Source organism: Treponema sp. (genome assembly GCF_052169735.1).
Classification (GTDB): Bacteria; Spirochaetota; Spirochaetia; order Treponematales; family Treponemataceae; genus Treponema.
Window position 1 is genome coordinate 12,564 of record NZ_JBQNBW010000039.1, and the last position, 15,171, is coordinate 27,734.

General features: G+C 45.9%; 11 protein-coding genes. 3 read left to right on the forward strand and 8 right to left on the reverse strand.

The genetic code is table 11. The features are described 5' to 3' along the window. Window position 1 precedes the first annotated feature (1 nt). The 6 genes from ACTTJ8_RS07650 to ACTTJ8_RS07675 all read right to left on the reverse strand — a co-directional run bounded on the left by ACTTJ8_RS07650 (window position 2) and on the right by ACTTJ8_RS07675 (window position 6,310). On the reverse strand, window positions 2-784 hold the full coding sequence (locus tag ACTTJ8_RS07650) for an acetyl-CoA carboxylase carboxyltransferase subunit beta (protein WP_442715483.1): 783 nt from the start codon (window positions 782-784) through the stop codon (window positions 2-4). A gap of 10 nt (window positions 785-794) precedes the next feature. Next, window positions 795-2,120, reverse strand: a complete 1,326-nt coding sequence (locus ACTTJ8_RS07655) for an acetyl-CoA carboxylase biotin carboxylase subunit (protein WP_442715466.1) — start codon at window positions 2,118-2,120, stop codon at window positions 795-797. Window positions 2,121-2,122: 2 nt separating this feature from the next. Beyond that, the gene (accB, locus tag ACTTJ8_RS07660; protein WP_442720805.1) at window positions 2,123-2,764 is read right to left on the reverse strand and encodes an acetyl-CoA carboxylase biotin carboxyl carrier protein; all 642 of its coding nucleotides are present in this window, start codon (window positions 2,762-2,764) and stop codon (window positions 2,123-2,125) included. 174 nt (window positions 2,765-2,938) lie between these two features. After that, window positions 2,939-4,135 carry an enoyl-ACP reductase FabV gene (gene fabV, locus ACTTJ8_RS07665; RefSeq protein WP_442720806.1) on the reverse strand — a complete coding sequence of 399 codons (1,197 nt, stop codon included), beginning with the start codon at window positions 4,133-4,135 and terminating at the stop codon, window positions 2,939-2,941. Window positions 4,136-4,638: 503 nt separating this feature from the next. Then, window positions 4,639-5,484 carry a hypothetical protein gene (locus ACTTJ8_RS07670; protein WP_442715469.1) on the reverse strand — a complete coding sequence of 282 codons (846 nt, stop codon included), beginning with the start codon at window positions 5,482-5,484 and terminating at the stop codon, window positions 4,639-4,641. Next, a complete protein-coding gene (locus ACTTJ8_RS07675) occupies window positions 5,459-6,310 on the reverse strand; it encodes a hypothetical protein (RefSeq protein ID WP_442715470.1) in 852 nt (283 codons plus the stop codon). The genes ACTTJ8_RS07670 and ACTTJ8_RS07675 overlap by 26 nt, the downstream gene beginning before the upstream one ends. A gap of 112 nt (window positions 6,311-6,422) precedes the next feature. Here ACTTJ8_RS07675 and ACTTJ8_RS07680 point away from each other — a divergent pair, with 112 nt between their 5' ends. Next, window positions 6,423-9,341 (forward strand): penicillin-binding protein 1A, encoded by a 2,919-nt coding sequence (locus tag ACTTJ8_RS07680; protein ID WP_442720807.1) that lies wholly within the window; start codon window positions 6,423-6,425, stop codon window positions 9,339-9,341. 79 nt (window positions 9,342-9,420) lie between these two features. Next, the gene (locus ACTTJ8_RS07685) at window positions 9,421-9,912 is read left to right on the forward strand and encodes a deoxycytidylate deaminase (RefSeq protein WP_442715472.1); all 492 of its coding nucleotides are present in this window, start codon (window positions 9,421-9,423) and stop codon (window positions 9,910-9,912) included. Window positions 9,913-10,025: 113 nt separating this feature from the next. Here ACTTJ8_RS07685 and ACTTJ8_RS07690 read toward each other — a convergent pair whose 3' ends face one another. Continuing rightward, window positions 10,026-11,360 (reverse strand): PALP domain-containing protein, encoded by a 1,335-nt coding sequence (locus ACTTJ8_RS07690; RefSeq protein ID WP_442720808.1) that lies wholly within the window; start codon window positions 11,358-11,360, stop codon window positions 10,026-10,028. A gap of 102 nt (window positions 11,361-11,462) precedes the next feature. Next, entirely contained in the window at window positions 11,463-13,379 is a 1,917-nt protein-coding gene (gyrB, locus tag ACTTJ8_RS07695) for a DNA topoisomerase (ATP-hydrolyzing) subunit B (protein ID WP_442720809.1), read from the reverse strand. 552 nt (window positions 13,380-13,931) lie between these two features. Here gyrB and ACTTJ8_RS07700 point away from each other — a divergent pair. Then, window positions 13,932-15,171, forward strand: a 1,240-nt coding sequence (locus tag ACTTJ8_RS07700; protein ID WP_442720810.1) for a hypothetical protein, incomplete at its 3' end; no start/stop codon positions are given.

Here is a 15,171-nt window from a genome sequence, read left to right on the forward strand (position 1 = left end):
GTTACTTCCTTTCCTTGCCGAACGGCGGATTCATGTGTGCGTCGATCATTACGGCAAAAAAGTGTTTTTGCTCAATCCTCGGCACAATGCAGTCCACAAAGCCTTTTTTAAGCTGGAACTCAGCGCGCTGAAAGCCTTCCGGCAGTTGCTGGTGAATAGTGCCTTCGATAACGCGGGGCCCGGCAAAACCGATAAGTGCATGAGGCTCTGCAGCAATCACATCACCGAGCATTGCAAAACTTGCCGTTACGCCGCCCGTTGTAGGATCACAAAGCATCAGAAAGAGAGGTACCCCCTTGTCGTCCAGCTCAGCTGCCGCGCTGGAGGTTTTTGCCATCTGCATCAGCGAGAAAAGCCCTTCCTGCATACGCGCACCGCCCGATGTGGCATAGATAATTACCGGTATCCGTTCCGCCGCGCCCTTCAGCATAAGCCGTGAAATCTTCTCGCCGACAACCGAACCCATCGAACCGCCGAGGAAATCGAACGACATAACGCCTAATAGCGCATCCCTGCCTTCAATCTTACATTTGCCGGTAACAACTGCCTCATTGATCGAGGTTTTTGCCTCCGCAGCAGAGATTTTTTCTTCATAACCCGCCATCTGAATGGGATTCATCGTCCTAAGTGTTGGGTCAAGCTCTTCAAACGTATCTTTGTCGGCAAGATAGGCAATCCGTTCCGATACATCCATCCGGAGATGGCAGCCGCAATCGGGGCATACCATCAAATGCTTGAGTAGTATTTCCCGTTCATATTGTGTTTTACAATGAGGACATTCCATCATTTTTTCCTTATTTGTCTCCTGTAGTGAATAACTGCGCATATAAACTTGTACCGAAGGTACCCGATTGGAACTGCTCAGAACGTAAAATAGCCTTTTGCTCTTCAATATTAGTCTGAATGCCTTCTATGTGCAGCTCATCAAGTGCGCACAGCAGTTTCTTAATGGTTTGCGCACGGTTTTCCCCATGTACGATCAGCTTTGCAGTCATTGAATCGTAAAAAGGCACAACCTTATAGCCTTGATAGAGAAAACCATCAAACCGGATGCCGTTTCCGCCGGGAATCCGTAAATTCGTAATCAAACCGGGAGTTCGCGCATTGATTCGGGCTTCGATTGCCCAACCCTTCACCGGCAGAACACCGTCGGGGAGTGTCATTTTGCCGCCCGTACACACAGTAATCTGCTCACGGATAATATCGGTACCGGTTACCATCTCGGAGACGGGGTGCTCAACCTGCACACGTGCGTTTACTTCCATAAAATAAAACTGATCGCCGGAGACAAGAAATTCGATAGTACCTGCTCCGCAATAGTTGAGCGTGGAAAAAAGCTTTTTTGCACCGGAGCACATCGCATCGTACATGGAATCGCTTACCGCCTGCGAGGGGCTTTCCTCTATCAGTTTTTGATGATTCCGCTGTACGGAACAATCCCGTTCGCCCAGAATTGCAACACCGCCTGCACCGTCGCCGATAACCTGCAGCTCAACATGCCGCGGATCGCTTAAATATTTTTCAATATACACGGTACCGTCTGCAAAATTGGCTTCCGCTTCAGAAGAAGCTATAGCGAGGTTTTCGGCTAAATCGGCTTCTTTCCAGACAATACGCATTCCCTTGCCGCCGCCGCCTGAGGCTGCTTTAATGATGACGGGATATCCGCATTTGTTTGCGGTTTCTATAGCCTGCTCTTTGGTTTTGACTGCACCGGCAGAACCGGGAGTAACCGGTAGACCGCTTTTTTGGGCAGTTTCTCGTGCTTTTACCTTATCGCCAAGCATTTCGATGGTATCCGGTTTCGGTCCAATCCAGAACATGCCGGATTTTTCAACTTCTCGCGCAAAATCTGCGTTTTCCGAAAGAAAGCCGACACCGGGATGCACAGCATCGCAGCCGGTGCAGAGTGCGGCGGTAATCAGCGCTTCTTTATTAAGGTAGCTTTTGGCGGACGGAGCCGGTCCGATACACACTGCATGATCCGCTAACTGCACATGCAGACATTCTTTATCGGCAGTTGAATACACGGCGACCGTTTCAATGTCCATTTCCCGGCAAGCGCGGATAACGCGAACGGCAATTTCACCGCGGTTTGCAATCAGCATTTTCCGTATCATACTTAAACCCTGATTGTAAAGAGCGGCTGATCAAACTCGACCAAATCGCCGTTCGCAGCAAGAATTTCTTCGATTGTGCCATCATATTCGCACTCAAGAGTATTCATCATCTTCATCGCTTCAAGGATGCAAAGCGGCTGTCCCTTGGAAACCTTTGAACCCTTGTCAACGTATGCAGGTGCATCAGGGGATGGAGAGCGGTAGAATGAGCCGACAATGGGGCTTTTAACCGTAACAAGATTAGCATCAGCAGCGGAGGTAACCGCAGCGGAATTTGTAAGACCGGTTGCTGCGGGATTCGTTTCAGCGGAATTGGCTCCTGCACCTGCAAGACCGGCAGCTCCTCCCGGTATACCCGTGCCTATTGCATTTGCATATCCTGGAACCCCTGCTCCGGGAACTGTGCTGCCGTTTGCAGAAAATCCCTGTATACCGGTTCCTCCTACAGCATATCCATTCGCATCCGTTCCGGCGAGCGGTTGTATGGGTGCATTTTGCAGCGCAAACGGCACGGCAGTCTGCACATTCTGATATGCAGCTTCTTTTTTCAACGTCAGTTCCGCTTCTCCTTCCTTTATATGGAGCAGCACAGCTGAGCTTTTTTCAAATTTTTCAAAGACATTCAAAATAAATTTTTCGTTCATATTATAGTACTCTGTATCAGCGCCGGTTCATTCTTATCTGTATCACCGGCATTGTATAAAATAGACCTGTGTTAAAACAGAAGTTTCCGAACAGGTTTAATATCTAACCTGTTCCTGTTACATACAGCAGCATGGGTGGTTCCACACCGCTATACTCAACAAGTGTGGCAGCTCTTATATTCGGTCAAACCGGTCAATTTCAGCATCATAGTCGATGCCGTCAATATCAAACCCGTTAATTGCCAAAAAGCTGTGGCGGTATTCATCCACATCGGTTTGCTCACGGCTTGTCTCATCGGTAACGGTTGCCATAATATTTGCAACGGCGGACTGTACTGATTCATCCAATTCCCAGTCATCGATGCGGATACGGTGTTCGCTATCCGTCGGGATAACTCCGTCTGCCGTGTACAAACGGCTGTCAAAAAGGCGGTTAATCTGTTCGATACAGCCTTCGTGCGTGCCTTTTTCCTTCATTACTTTAAAAAGGCTTGCCAAATAGAGCGGAATAACCGGAATAACGGCGCTTGCACGAGTTACCAATCCTTTGTTAACCGACACAAAAGCCTGACCTTTTAAGGCAGCGAGCTTGGTGTTTAACGCATGGGCGGTGGCTTCCAAGTGTTCCTTAGCCTTACCGATTGTACCTTTGCGGTACAACGCTTGCGTCGCTTCCGGTCCGATATAGGAATAGGCAACGGTAATACAACCTTGTGCAAGCAGGTCTGCGGCGCCGAGTTTTTCTATCCAGCGCTGCCAATCCTCACCGCCCATGACCTTTACGGTAGCAGCGGCTTCTTCGTCGCTCGCCGGTTCCGCGGTGATTTCCGTCAGTGCGCCGGTAAACGGATCCAGGGTTTTGCCGGTAAAGGGCTTTCCAAAAGGCTTCAGAGCCGAGCGGTAGGTAACACCGGTTTCAGGATCGGTACGCACGGAACTTGCCACGCTGTAGATAATCAAATCAAACTTCATGCCATGCTTTTTGGATTCATCAATAACCTGTTCTTTAATGCTATCGGCAAACGCATCACCGTCGATGGTAACAGATACCAATCCGGCTTCTTTTGCAGCGGCATCAACCGCTAAATTGTTGTACCAGCCGGGCGTTCCCCATTTTTTTTCGGAACCGGCTTTTTCGTAAGACACACCGATTGTAGCAGCTCCGTAACCAAAGGCTGCCGTAATGCGGCTTGCAAGTCCGTACCCGCCGGAACAGCCGACCACTAACACGTTTTTGGGAACAGCCGTACCCGCAGGGTGAGACGCAGCCCGTTTTTTTGTATAAGCGATTTGGTCTTCAACCGCTTTTTTACACCCTTGAGGGTGCGCATTTAAACAGATATTGCTCCTCAACATTGGTTTCATACTCATTTCTTTACTCCTTCATGCAGGAATCTTTAAAACACTGTTTCGGGATTCCTCTATAGTGGAAAACCTCTAAAAACAGTTCTTAGAGGCTTTCCGTAAATGCTTTTGCGATGTTCCAGGCAAGCTTTACAGCAATGAAAAATCAGCACGTTTTATAAACTTTAATGGAACAATCATACCGATTGCTCTCATGTAAGGCATTTTTCCGCTTAATTGCGAGCATTATGCACACAACATTGTAGAAAACTATCATAGCTAGTATAAAAAATCAAGAGAAGCACTGCATAGGAAATCAACACCCTCGATGCAGAGTGTCGGGGCATAGTACTCAACATTTTGCACTGTATGGAATTACCCGATACGGATGCTGTTCTTATTAACCGGAAGCGATATTCTAAATCATATTATTTGTGCGGTGTAGAATTCGTTGTTATGTTTGACAATGTTAATATCGAACATATTTGGTGTATTCTGTATATACACTTTTAATGATGCGCCGTATATTTTCAAAAAAAAGAGGGGTTATACTTCTCATGATACACCTGCTCATATAAAAAACGTTTATCTTCTTCAAATATATCCTCAAACAAAAAGCCGAGGACTGCTCCGTTGCTTTTAGGGATGAAGTGAGAAAATAAACTGCGTCCTTTCAATATCCGGATAGTACGGTGCGGAAAGTAGAGTATAAACTGCAAGGATTGCCGTCTTCCAATGGTAACGGCATAACTGTCTTTGCATCCGCATAGCATCAGCTTACTATCAATAAAGAGAATAGAAAGACTTGATTGTATATGGTGATTTGTCCAATGATTTACGTGCCGCTCAAATTCATGCAAACGGTAAAGAAAAAGCGGAAAGGCATGATCATTTATACTTTGTGTCTCTTCTGCAACGTACTGTAAAGCAATCTGATATGCTGACGGAAGAAAATCGGAAGCAGCCGGCAGTTGTACATCAGTGTGGATAATGGAATCCAGCGGAAAATTTTCGTGTCCTTGTGCAATAATCGGTGGCGCTTTCGGTACGACAATCTCAGCGTGTACATTTCTTTTTTGTGCATCAGCATCGTATTTATAAGCAATATCGGGCAGCTGTAAATACGTCCCGTCTTTGGAATGGTAAATGATGCTGGAAAATACAATACTGCGTTTTTTATGTTCAAAAAAAACAGAAACATTTTTTCCAATATATTCTGCCGGAAGGGTACAGTAAAGGCGGCTTTGCTTAATCGTATATGACTGAGGCGTTACCGCATAGAAAAACGTACCGGTCTGTAGTAAAAGAGGCGGAGGACAGTCCATGAATGTTTCAAGGACATATTCATATTCAATCCTTGAGAGCGGAATCCGCATATTCAGCCCCCTTTACCTCAATACCGGAAATCTTCCATTCCTCCTCTTCTTTAATCGCGGTGATTTCCAGCATGATAGCAAGCGGTGCATCCGTTTCAGAAAATAAAGCGGATATATCAGATTCATGCTGCTGTGATATTTCTGCAGTCTGCGTGCTGCCGGCAGCAGTGTCCGCAGGAGAAAGCGGCTCCGGTGCAGCTCCTTGTTTTTGGGTTGTTTCAGCAGATTCTTGTGCCGTTTCTTGCTCGTGGGGATCGTTATATGCTTCTTTAGGAGTTTCTCCAGCAAATTCCAAGGCTGCAGGTGTTGCTACCGGTTGCAGTGCATCAGTCTGTACCTTTTGAGGTGTTACACTGAGTCTGAAAAGTATCTGCGCGGAACCGTTTTGTGCAAATACAGGACGACCGTAAAAACTATGGGAAAGAACAGGAAGCCGTTCAATAATAAAACGCCCGAGATGCGGTAAAAAGTTTTTTTGCTTTGAAAATAAGCTCTCCGGTATCAAACGTGCTGTCAGTGCCCCGGAAAGAGTATCACAAAAACTGAGTATATCCTCCGGGATATTCTGGTAGTCCAATATTCCGAGCTGAGACAGCGATGGTAGAATACACTCGTCATCGATACTGTCTGCATAGGGAACCGGCTGACTTTCTTGAATCGTATAGGCTTCGGGGAGCGGAGGGATAGCCAAATCATTTAATTCTTCCCAATTCATCGAATCAAAATATGTTTTATTCTGATTTCTTAGAGATTCCGGAAAAAGCGGAAGGAGCAATAAGATGAAAAGCACTTGAAGCCATCGTTTTTGCCGTATATAGAAAAACATAGTTCTATTTTATACTATAATAGGAGTGAGGTGCAAGGGATTGAAAAACCATCAGTTATCGGATTATTGTTTGCAGCTTGAAAAAAAAGCTGTTTTGTGGTTCTATGTTTGAATGCGGAAAAGCGCAATCTTTTTGTATCTTTACCTGATTGTTATCTGTGCTGCGCTTGTTATGGGTTCAGCACTTCTTGGCTACCTGCTTGCCCAAACAGCAGCGATAAAGCAAAGTGAGCAATTTACAGCGTTTAATCCTGATTTACCGACGCGGATTCTGGATATACGCGGCGACTTGATAACCGAATTTTCTTCTAATGAAAAACGGGAAATTATCAATTTCGATCAGCTGCCTCCTGCTCTTATCAATGCACTGCTGGTGCGCGAAGATCGTAGTTTTTATAAACATCGCGGCTTTACCGTAAAGGCTATTTTCAGGGCTGTTATTGGAAAACTCACGGGGAAAACACTTGGCGGCGGCAGTACCATTACACAGCAAATTGCGGGACTGCTGTACTGTGACCGTACCGATATGAGTATTTCGCGTAAGATAAAAGAACTCTGGTGGGCAGTACAAATGGAGCGCCGCCATTCTAAAAACGAAATACTTGAATTATATCTCAATAAAGTCTACTTCGGCGGAGGAACGTATGGGGTGAGCGCAGCCTGCCGTTTTTACTTTGGACATCCTGTAGCAGAAATTACCCCGGCGGAAGCAGCGATTTTGGTGATACAGCTTTCAAATCCCGCCTATTATAATCCCTTTGAATACCCGAACCGGGTGCAGGAACGGCAGGCATATATTCTTGATGAGATGGTTCGGCTCGGCTATTTGACTCAGGAAGACCGGGATGAGTCCTATGATGAATATTGGGCTCACTTTGATTACACCCGCACTAATTCATCTGCATGGTTCAATCGTGAGGATAAGGCTCGGTGGTTTTCGGAATATGTACGCCGGCAGCTTGAAAATATGATGTACGGCACGATGGATTTTTATTCCGACGGCTATGTTGTGCATACTACTTGCGATCTGCGTCATCAAGCTGTTGCGGAAAAAGAAATCGGTGACTATATCAGAATTGCAAATAACCGTGTGAAAAATACCCGCTCTCATCGTTTTTCGCAAAGCGAATTGTACAGTAATATCACTGCGCTGGTGTCGCTCGCCTTTAATATCCCTGCTCTTCACATTGATTCGCAGCGAGTAAAGACAAAAACTCGTTCCTACTACCGCAGCAATCTCAATCCTATTGTTGATATGACAGCGATGCTGTTCGGACTAAACAATCTGAAAATTACCAGCGCAAAAAGTACCGCAAAGATTCAAGATGAGCTTGCCAAGAAGACGGTTGAAGGTACGCTGATTTGCTTGGAAAATAATACCGGCTATATTACGGCGCTGGTCGGAGGCAGCCGTTTTGACGAATCGAATCAGATGATCCGGGCAACACAGGGGCGTGTACAGCCGGGCAGTTCATTTAAACCGCTTGTGTATTCCGCAGCTTTTGATACCAAGCTCATTACCCCTGCAACGGTTTTGGAAGATACGCCGCAGGTATTTAAAAACCAAAGCGGTGTCCCCTATATCCCGAATAACTATGCCGGACATTGGCAAGGAACGGTGCTTGCGTGGCGCGCCCTCGCAAAATCTCTCAATATTCCTGCAATTAAGGTACTTGATACAATTGGTTTTGATGCAGCTATTAACCGCTCTGCCGCCTTGCTCGGTATTACCGATCCGGACGAAATAGACCGCACCTTTCCCCGGCTGTATCCGCTTGCCCTTGGGGTTATCAGTGTTGCTCCTGTTCAGATGGCAAAGGCTTTTGCTTGTTTTGCAAATCAAGGCAGGAGGGTTGATCCAATCGCCATCAGAACGGTAGAAAACCGGAACGGTACTATCGTGATGGATCCTGAGCGGGAACTGCGGCTGGATCAGCGCCGGCGGGGAAATGCAATGCAGGTAATCAGTCCGCAAAATGCCTATCTTATGACATCTGTATTAAAACAGACTATTACCGCGGGAACGCTTGCCTATGCTTCAAGTAACGGTTCAAAATTCCGGTATAAGGATCCAAAAACCGGTAAATCCTTTACGCTTCCCGTTGCAGGAAAAACAGGTACAACGCAGAACTGGTCTGATGCCTGGGCAATCGGTTATTCACCCTATTACACTGCGGCGTTGTGGTTCGGCTATGACAAAGGCGGGCAATCGCTTGGGCTTGATAATACCGGTGCAACACTTGCCGGTCCGGCATGGGCAAATTTTATGAAGGCTATTCATGAAGATTTGCCGTATAAGGATTTTATTCGGCCTGAAACAGGCTTGACCACAGCATCAGTTTGTGCAAAATCGGGCTTACTGCAAACCCCGTATTGTAGTGATGGAACGATATCGCTTACCTTTTTATCAGGGACGGTACCCACTACCTCCTGCAACTATCACGAAGCTAATCACGCATTGTTAGAAATTGCAAAAGACCGGCTTCGAAAAAGTAATTACAGTACCGGACAGGTACCGGTAGATATAGTAAAAACCGGTGTATTCCTTGATCCCCGTATTTTTGAAGATCCTGAACCGAGCAAAAAAAGACGAATGGGAAAAAACTCCCGTAAGACGGATCAATTTGATGATGAGTCCGCGTTTGATCCGGATACACTGATCGGCACAGAACCTGTGGTAGAGTCTATTATAGATGATACTGACGGAGTATCATACGCATCTCCCCAGCAATCTCCGGATTCCGATCCGCTGCGTGGTGCGGGAACTCAGGAAGCCGAACCCAATATGGAAACTCAGCTCGATCAACCGGATGCCGCAGAGGAACAGGTTTCATCAGCAGCACCGGCTAACAGCGGAATACCCGATGATACCGTGTCTCCCGCTCAAACGCCGGAAAGTCCTCCAGATGAAGACTCCCTCGAGCCTTCATTTGCGCCGTCTGAATCCGGTAACGACAGCGATCCTCAGGATACGGAACCACCGAGTGAAGATTCGGTTATTCAGGGAGAGGGTCGGAACCCATGGCTATAGGTTGAGCCGGCGTCTAATCAACAACCCCGGTACGGCTTGTGAGTATGAACCCACTGCACGAATCAAAAGGAGGCGCGTTGTGGATGAAGAAAAATATATCCGTCCTACATGGGATGAGTATTTTATGGAAGTCTGCCGCACAATAGCTAAACGGGCAACCTGCGACCGCGGCAGATCAGGCTGTGTGATTGCGCGGGATAATCAGCTTTTGGTGAGCGGTTATGTGGGTGCGCCTAAGGGGCTTCCTCATTGTGATGATGTGGGGCATCAGTTTAAAACCATGCAGCATGAGGACGGATCGGTGAGTAAGCATTGCGTACGGACTGTTCATGCGGAACAAAACGCTATTTGTCAGGCAGCAAAGCGGGGAATAAGCATTGACGGCGGCACGCTCTATTGTAAGATGACTCCCTGCAGAACATGCGCAATGCTGATTATAAACTGCGGTATCAAACGGGTTATTGCTGAAAAGCGCTACCATGACAGCGCTGATTCTATCGAAATGTTTAAACAGGCAGGGGTTTTGCTGGAACACCTCTGCGATACGGTAGAAGAATACAAAGAGCAATAACCGGTACCTATTCAGCCAAAGGTCTTCCTCCAGACCGTTTATATTTATGTACTCTATTCAACATGAGGTGATTAAAGCCGGCGGCAATTGTCATTTTACGGTAAACACCGGCATTATAGCAGAGACAAAAGCCATTCTTTTAAATCATTCGGAGAGGTACGCATAACTGCCGGTTCTTTGAGAATTTGAAGATTGTATTCAAAGCGGTGCGGCACAGAGGGTTCTTTGCCGGTTGCCGTTTTTATTGCATCTGTATAAAAACATGGATGACTCGGCTCCATGATAATGCTAATACATGACCGCGCCGCAGTGCTATCTGTTATCCATACCGGAAGATGAGCTATTTTGCGTCCTGATGTTTTCCTCGGTTCAACATACCCGCTTCCGCTTTGCTGCAGTCCGTTTTTTACCTCATTCCATACATGCCAAAGCTCAGCAGCTGCGGGACTGATGAGATAGCCCGTCCGCTCATGACAGCTTCGTATCGGATCCAATTTCTTTTGTTGATTGAAGCGATATATGGCAATATCCGATTCAAAAGTTGAGGTCTTCGCTTTATGTCCTTGATACAGCTTATTTAGTAGTGTGTATTCTTCGGAATAAGCCTCCTTAGAGGATTTATACATTGAATCAACTGTTGTGAGAAACCCGGAGATTGGGGCATTCATTTGCTGTGCTGCTACTGCTGCGCTCAGCCCGCCCGGTATACGCATCGGTATTCCGACAATGAGGCGAGGAAGCTCGATATTATTGTCGTAACCTGCACGGGACTGTACGGTAAGAGCAGCATAAATGTAGCAACATATATAAGACAAAAGATAGCTTATCTGTACGGTATCCGGAATAAAAAGCTCTAAACGGTGGTTTACCTCCGTATCATTTGCAATTTTTTGTATGAGAGCCTTACAGTCGGTCAAAGTTCCGTCGATTTGAAAAATATGAATATGTTCAGGCTGTGAATACAGAAGCTGCTCGATACTGCTGTGTACTTCACCACTTGGATAGAGGAAGGTACTGTGAATATCTTCAAGTCCGGCAAAGGCTTGCGCAAGGGAAAGAATTTCAAACGCTTCTCCTGCAAAAAGGACATGCAAAGGTAATTTGCTTTGCCGGTAAAAATAATTGACCAGCTGTGCTGTCATCTGTGCTCCAAAGTCGGTACAGAATCCGCTGTCCCCGTGTGTAAGGTCTAAAACATAGGTACGGGGATCAATGGGAAAAACCGGTACTTTGAAGGGGAATGCCTGAGCAATCATGGTGTATAAATCGGATTCAGGAATACTATCTTGAAAAAAACACTTAAACACCTCCAGTGCTGTATCACGGAATGAGGGAGGAGGGTCTTTATATATGAAAGTCTGTGCTAATAACGGTACATTGTGCAAAAAGGTATCTCGTGCTTTCTGATCGATCTGCAGCAGTGTTTTCGGATAAGAAAAAGATTGCATACCTTTCTTTTATATCATAGATGTACAGAGGATTCAACACATTTGATACGATTGCTCGTTTTGTTTTGATATGTAAGACAATCGTATAGATAAATATTTCAATTACACGTCTAAATTCGCATAGATCGCATTTTCTTCGATAAACTTGCGGCGCGGCTCTACTTCCTCGCCCATCAGTGTGCTGAAAATCCGGTCAGCTTCTACTGCATCGGGCAGGGTTACCCGCATCATTTTACGGCGGGCGGGATCCATTGTGGTTTCCCAGAGCTGCGTGCCGTCCATTTCACCCAAACCTTTGTAGCGTTGTACTGCGGGGTTCACATTTCGCCCAATCTCATTCAAAATGGCATCCCGCTCGCTATCGTCATACACATACCATTCTTTTTTATTATAGGAAATTTTATACAGCGGCGGCATTGCGAGGTATACATAGCCGTGTTCAATCAGTTCCGGCATATAGCGGAAAAAGAAGGTGAGTAAGAGCGTGCGGATATGGGAACCATCCACATCAGCATCCGCCATAATGATAATCTTATGATAGCGGATTTTATCAAGATTAAAGTCTTCACCGATGCCGGTACCGAGCGTTGCGATAATAGGCTGGAGTTTCTCATTGCTGAGTACCTTGTCGAGCCGGGTCTTTTCAACGTTCAGCATCTTCCCCCACAGCGGTAAAATTGCCTGAGTTTTGCTGTCGCGTCCTTTCTTTGCAGAACCTCCTGCAGAATCACCTTCTACAATGTAGACTTCGCATTTTTCAGGGTCTTTGGAGGAACAGTCGGCGAGTTTTCCCGGTAGACCGAAGCTATCAAGACCGCTTTTCCGGCGGGTTGCTTCTTTTGCCCTGCGTGCTGCGATACGGGCAGTTGCTTCTCCGACCGCTTTTTCAAGAATTTTCTCAATTTCGGTTGGGTTTTGCTCAAAGAATATGGTCAGCTTTTCGTTGATAAAGGTGTCGGTAATACCGCGAACGTCGCTGTTGCCGAGCTTAGTTTTTGTCTGTCCTTCAAACTGCGGTTCGGGAACTTTGACCGAAAGAACAGCTGTTAAACCGGCGCGCACATCCTCCCCCATCAGTTTTTCTTCTTTTTCCATTTTCTTTGAAAGTTTGGCATTCTTTCTTAAAAAGTCGTTCATCACGCGGGTAAGCGCCGTTTTAAAACCTTCAAGGTGGGTACCGCCCTCGCGTGTATTAATATCGTTGACAAACGAAAGAATATTTTCTTTATAGCCGTCGTTATACTGCAATGCAAGCTCAACAACAACATCGTTTTTTTCGCCTTCAAAAAAGACCGGCTCCTTAGGCAACACCTGCTTGTTTTCATTTAAGTAGCGCACAAAGTGAGAAAGTCCGCCGTCAAAGGCAAAGGTTATTTCTTTAGGAGTTGAAAGCCGCTCGTCCCGCAAGGTAATCTTGACAGTATTATTCAAAAAAGCAAGCTCCCGCAAACGGACTGCCAGCACATCAAAGTTATAGGTAGTCGTTTCGGTAAAAATGGATGGATCCGCTGTCCAACGGATAGTAGTGCCGCGTTTTTGCGTTTCTCCCCGTTTAGCAACAGGGCCAAGCGGCTCACCCATCGAAAATTTCTGCACGTACTCAAAACCGTCCCTACAGACTGTTGCTTCCATATTAGTGGAAAGAGCATTCACAACAGCCACACCGACACCGTGTAAACCGCCGGAAACTTTATAGGAACCTTTGTCAAACTTACCGCCTGCATGAAGTCTGGTTAAAACCAGCTCAAGCGCGCTTACACCTTCGTCGGGGTGAATATCAACGGGAATACCGCGTCCGTTATCCTCTATACGGACAGTATCATTTTTCTCCAATACAACGAAAATAGTATCGCAATAACCAGCCATCGCCTCGTCGATACAGTTATCGACAACTTCGTATACCAGATGATGCAGCCCATCGGGACCGGTAGAACCGATATACATTCCGGGGCGCTTACGAACTGCATCCAAGCCCTTTAAAACGGTAATATTTTCTGCTGAATATGAAGATGCTGTCATGTACTATCCTTGAAAGTAAAATGAAGGATTCTGATAAAAAAGTTATTTTATCGGCATCCTGCTGAGATATAGGGAATCCCCTAAAAACCGATTCACAATCCGCTTTAGCAGATATGATAAATCATTTCCTTACAGAACAAGCCAACCGCTTGATATTTTTAAAGATACCCATTCCTAAAAAGACTGTTATACTGCTAGAAGTTTCTTCTATACTATGCTATGATTTATGAAATTTACACAAATTAAAACCGCTGCCATGCCAGCCTTTAGAGACACTCCACTATATCACTACTGAAGAAAAAAGTAAAGCCGAGGAGCAAGATATATCAGGGATATCTGTATGAGACATAGAAATTGAATATATCGCGAAAAATATATTTTTCTATAAAAGTCGGTTGGATTTACCGATACTGTTGATGAGTGTTTGTTATTTTGGTAAAGACTTCTTAACAAGGGTTGGGAGGCCGCCCCGATAATGGACTTTTTTCCATATAAACCGATGAAGAATAAGAGGGCATTCAGGGGCTGTGTTTTACCGTCGAGGAGGATTGGATGAAAAAATCTTTAGCACTATTGATATTGTTGAGCATGCTGATAGCTGCCGGCGGCTGTAAGACAGCCCCTGCGAATAAAGAAGCTGAGGCTGCTCCGGCAGAAACGGCAGCAGAACCGGTAAAACGGGAAGAACCGGGAGAAGGAATAGCTCAGGATTCAGAGAAACCGACAGAGGTGCCGGAACAAACCGCGGGATATCCGGTTCAGACTTCTGATATGAGAGCTGATCGGAATGGAGGCAGTTCGGGAGCTGCGCATGATGACAAGGCAGATAGAAAAACATCTGCAAATTCGGTTGTTCAGACACAGAAGAGAACCCCTACACCGGTAAAAGCAAATACCGCTGTCCGTCCGTCTCCGCATCCTGCCGGAATTCCGGCTCAGTCAAAAAAGCAGGCTGCAGCAAAAGATGCAAAGAACGAAAGACTTAACAGCAAGCAAACTCCAATAGAAGATACTTCAAAGAATGAGCCGGCAAAGGCTGAGGCTGCCAAGCAAGATACCGAAAAAAAAGAGACTGCAAAGACCGATACAGCCAAAACAGAGATGGTAAAGAAAGACACCGCTAAAAAAGACACGGCTAAAGCTGAGGCTGCCAAGAAAGACACCGGAAAGAAAGAGACAGTAAAAGCTGATACCACCAAAAAAGAGGCGGTAAAGAAAGAAACCGCTAAGAAGGACACGGCTAAAGCTGAGGCTGCCAAGCAAGATACCGAAAAAAAAGAGACTGCAAAGACCGATACAGCCAAAACAGAGATGGTAAAGAAAGACACCGCTAAAAAAGACACGGCTAAAGCTGAGGCTGCCAAGAAAGACACCGGAAAGAAAGAGACAGTAAAAGCTGATACCACCAAAAAAGAGGCGGTAAAGAAAGAAACCGCTAAGAAGGACACGGCTAAAGCTGAGACGGCTAAAAAAGACACCGGAAAGAGAGAGACGGCAAAAGCTGATACTGCTAAAAAAGAGACGGTAAAGAAAGAAACTCCTAAAAAGGACACGGCAAAGGCTGAGACGGCTAAAAAAGACACCGGAAAGAAAGAGACAGTAAAAGCTGATACAGCCAAAAAAGAGACGGTAAAGAAAGAAACCGCTAAAAAGGACACGGCAAAGGCTGAGACGGCTAAAAAAGACACCGGAAAGAAAGAGACAGTAAAAGCTGATACAGCCAAAAAAGAGACGGTAAAGAAAGAAACCGCTAAAAAGGACACGGCAAAGGCTGAGACGGCTAAAAAAGACA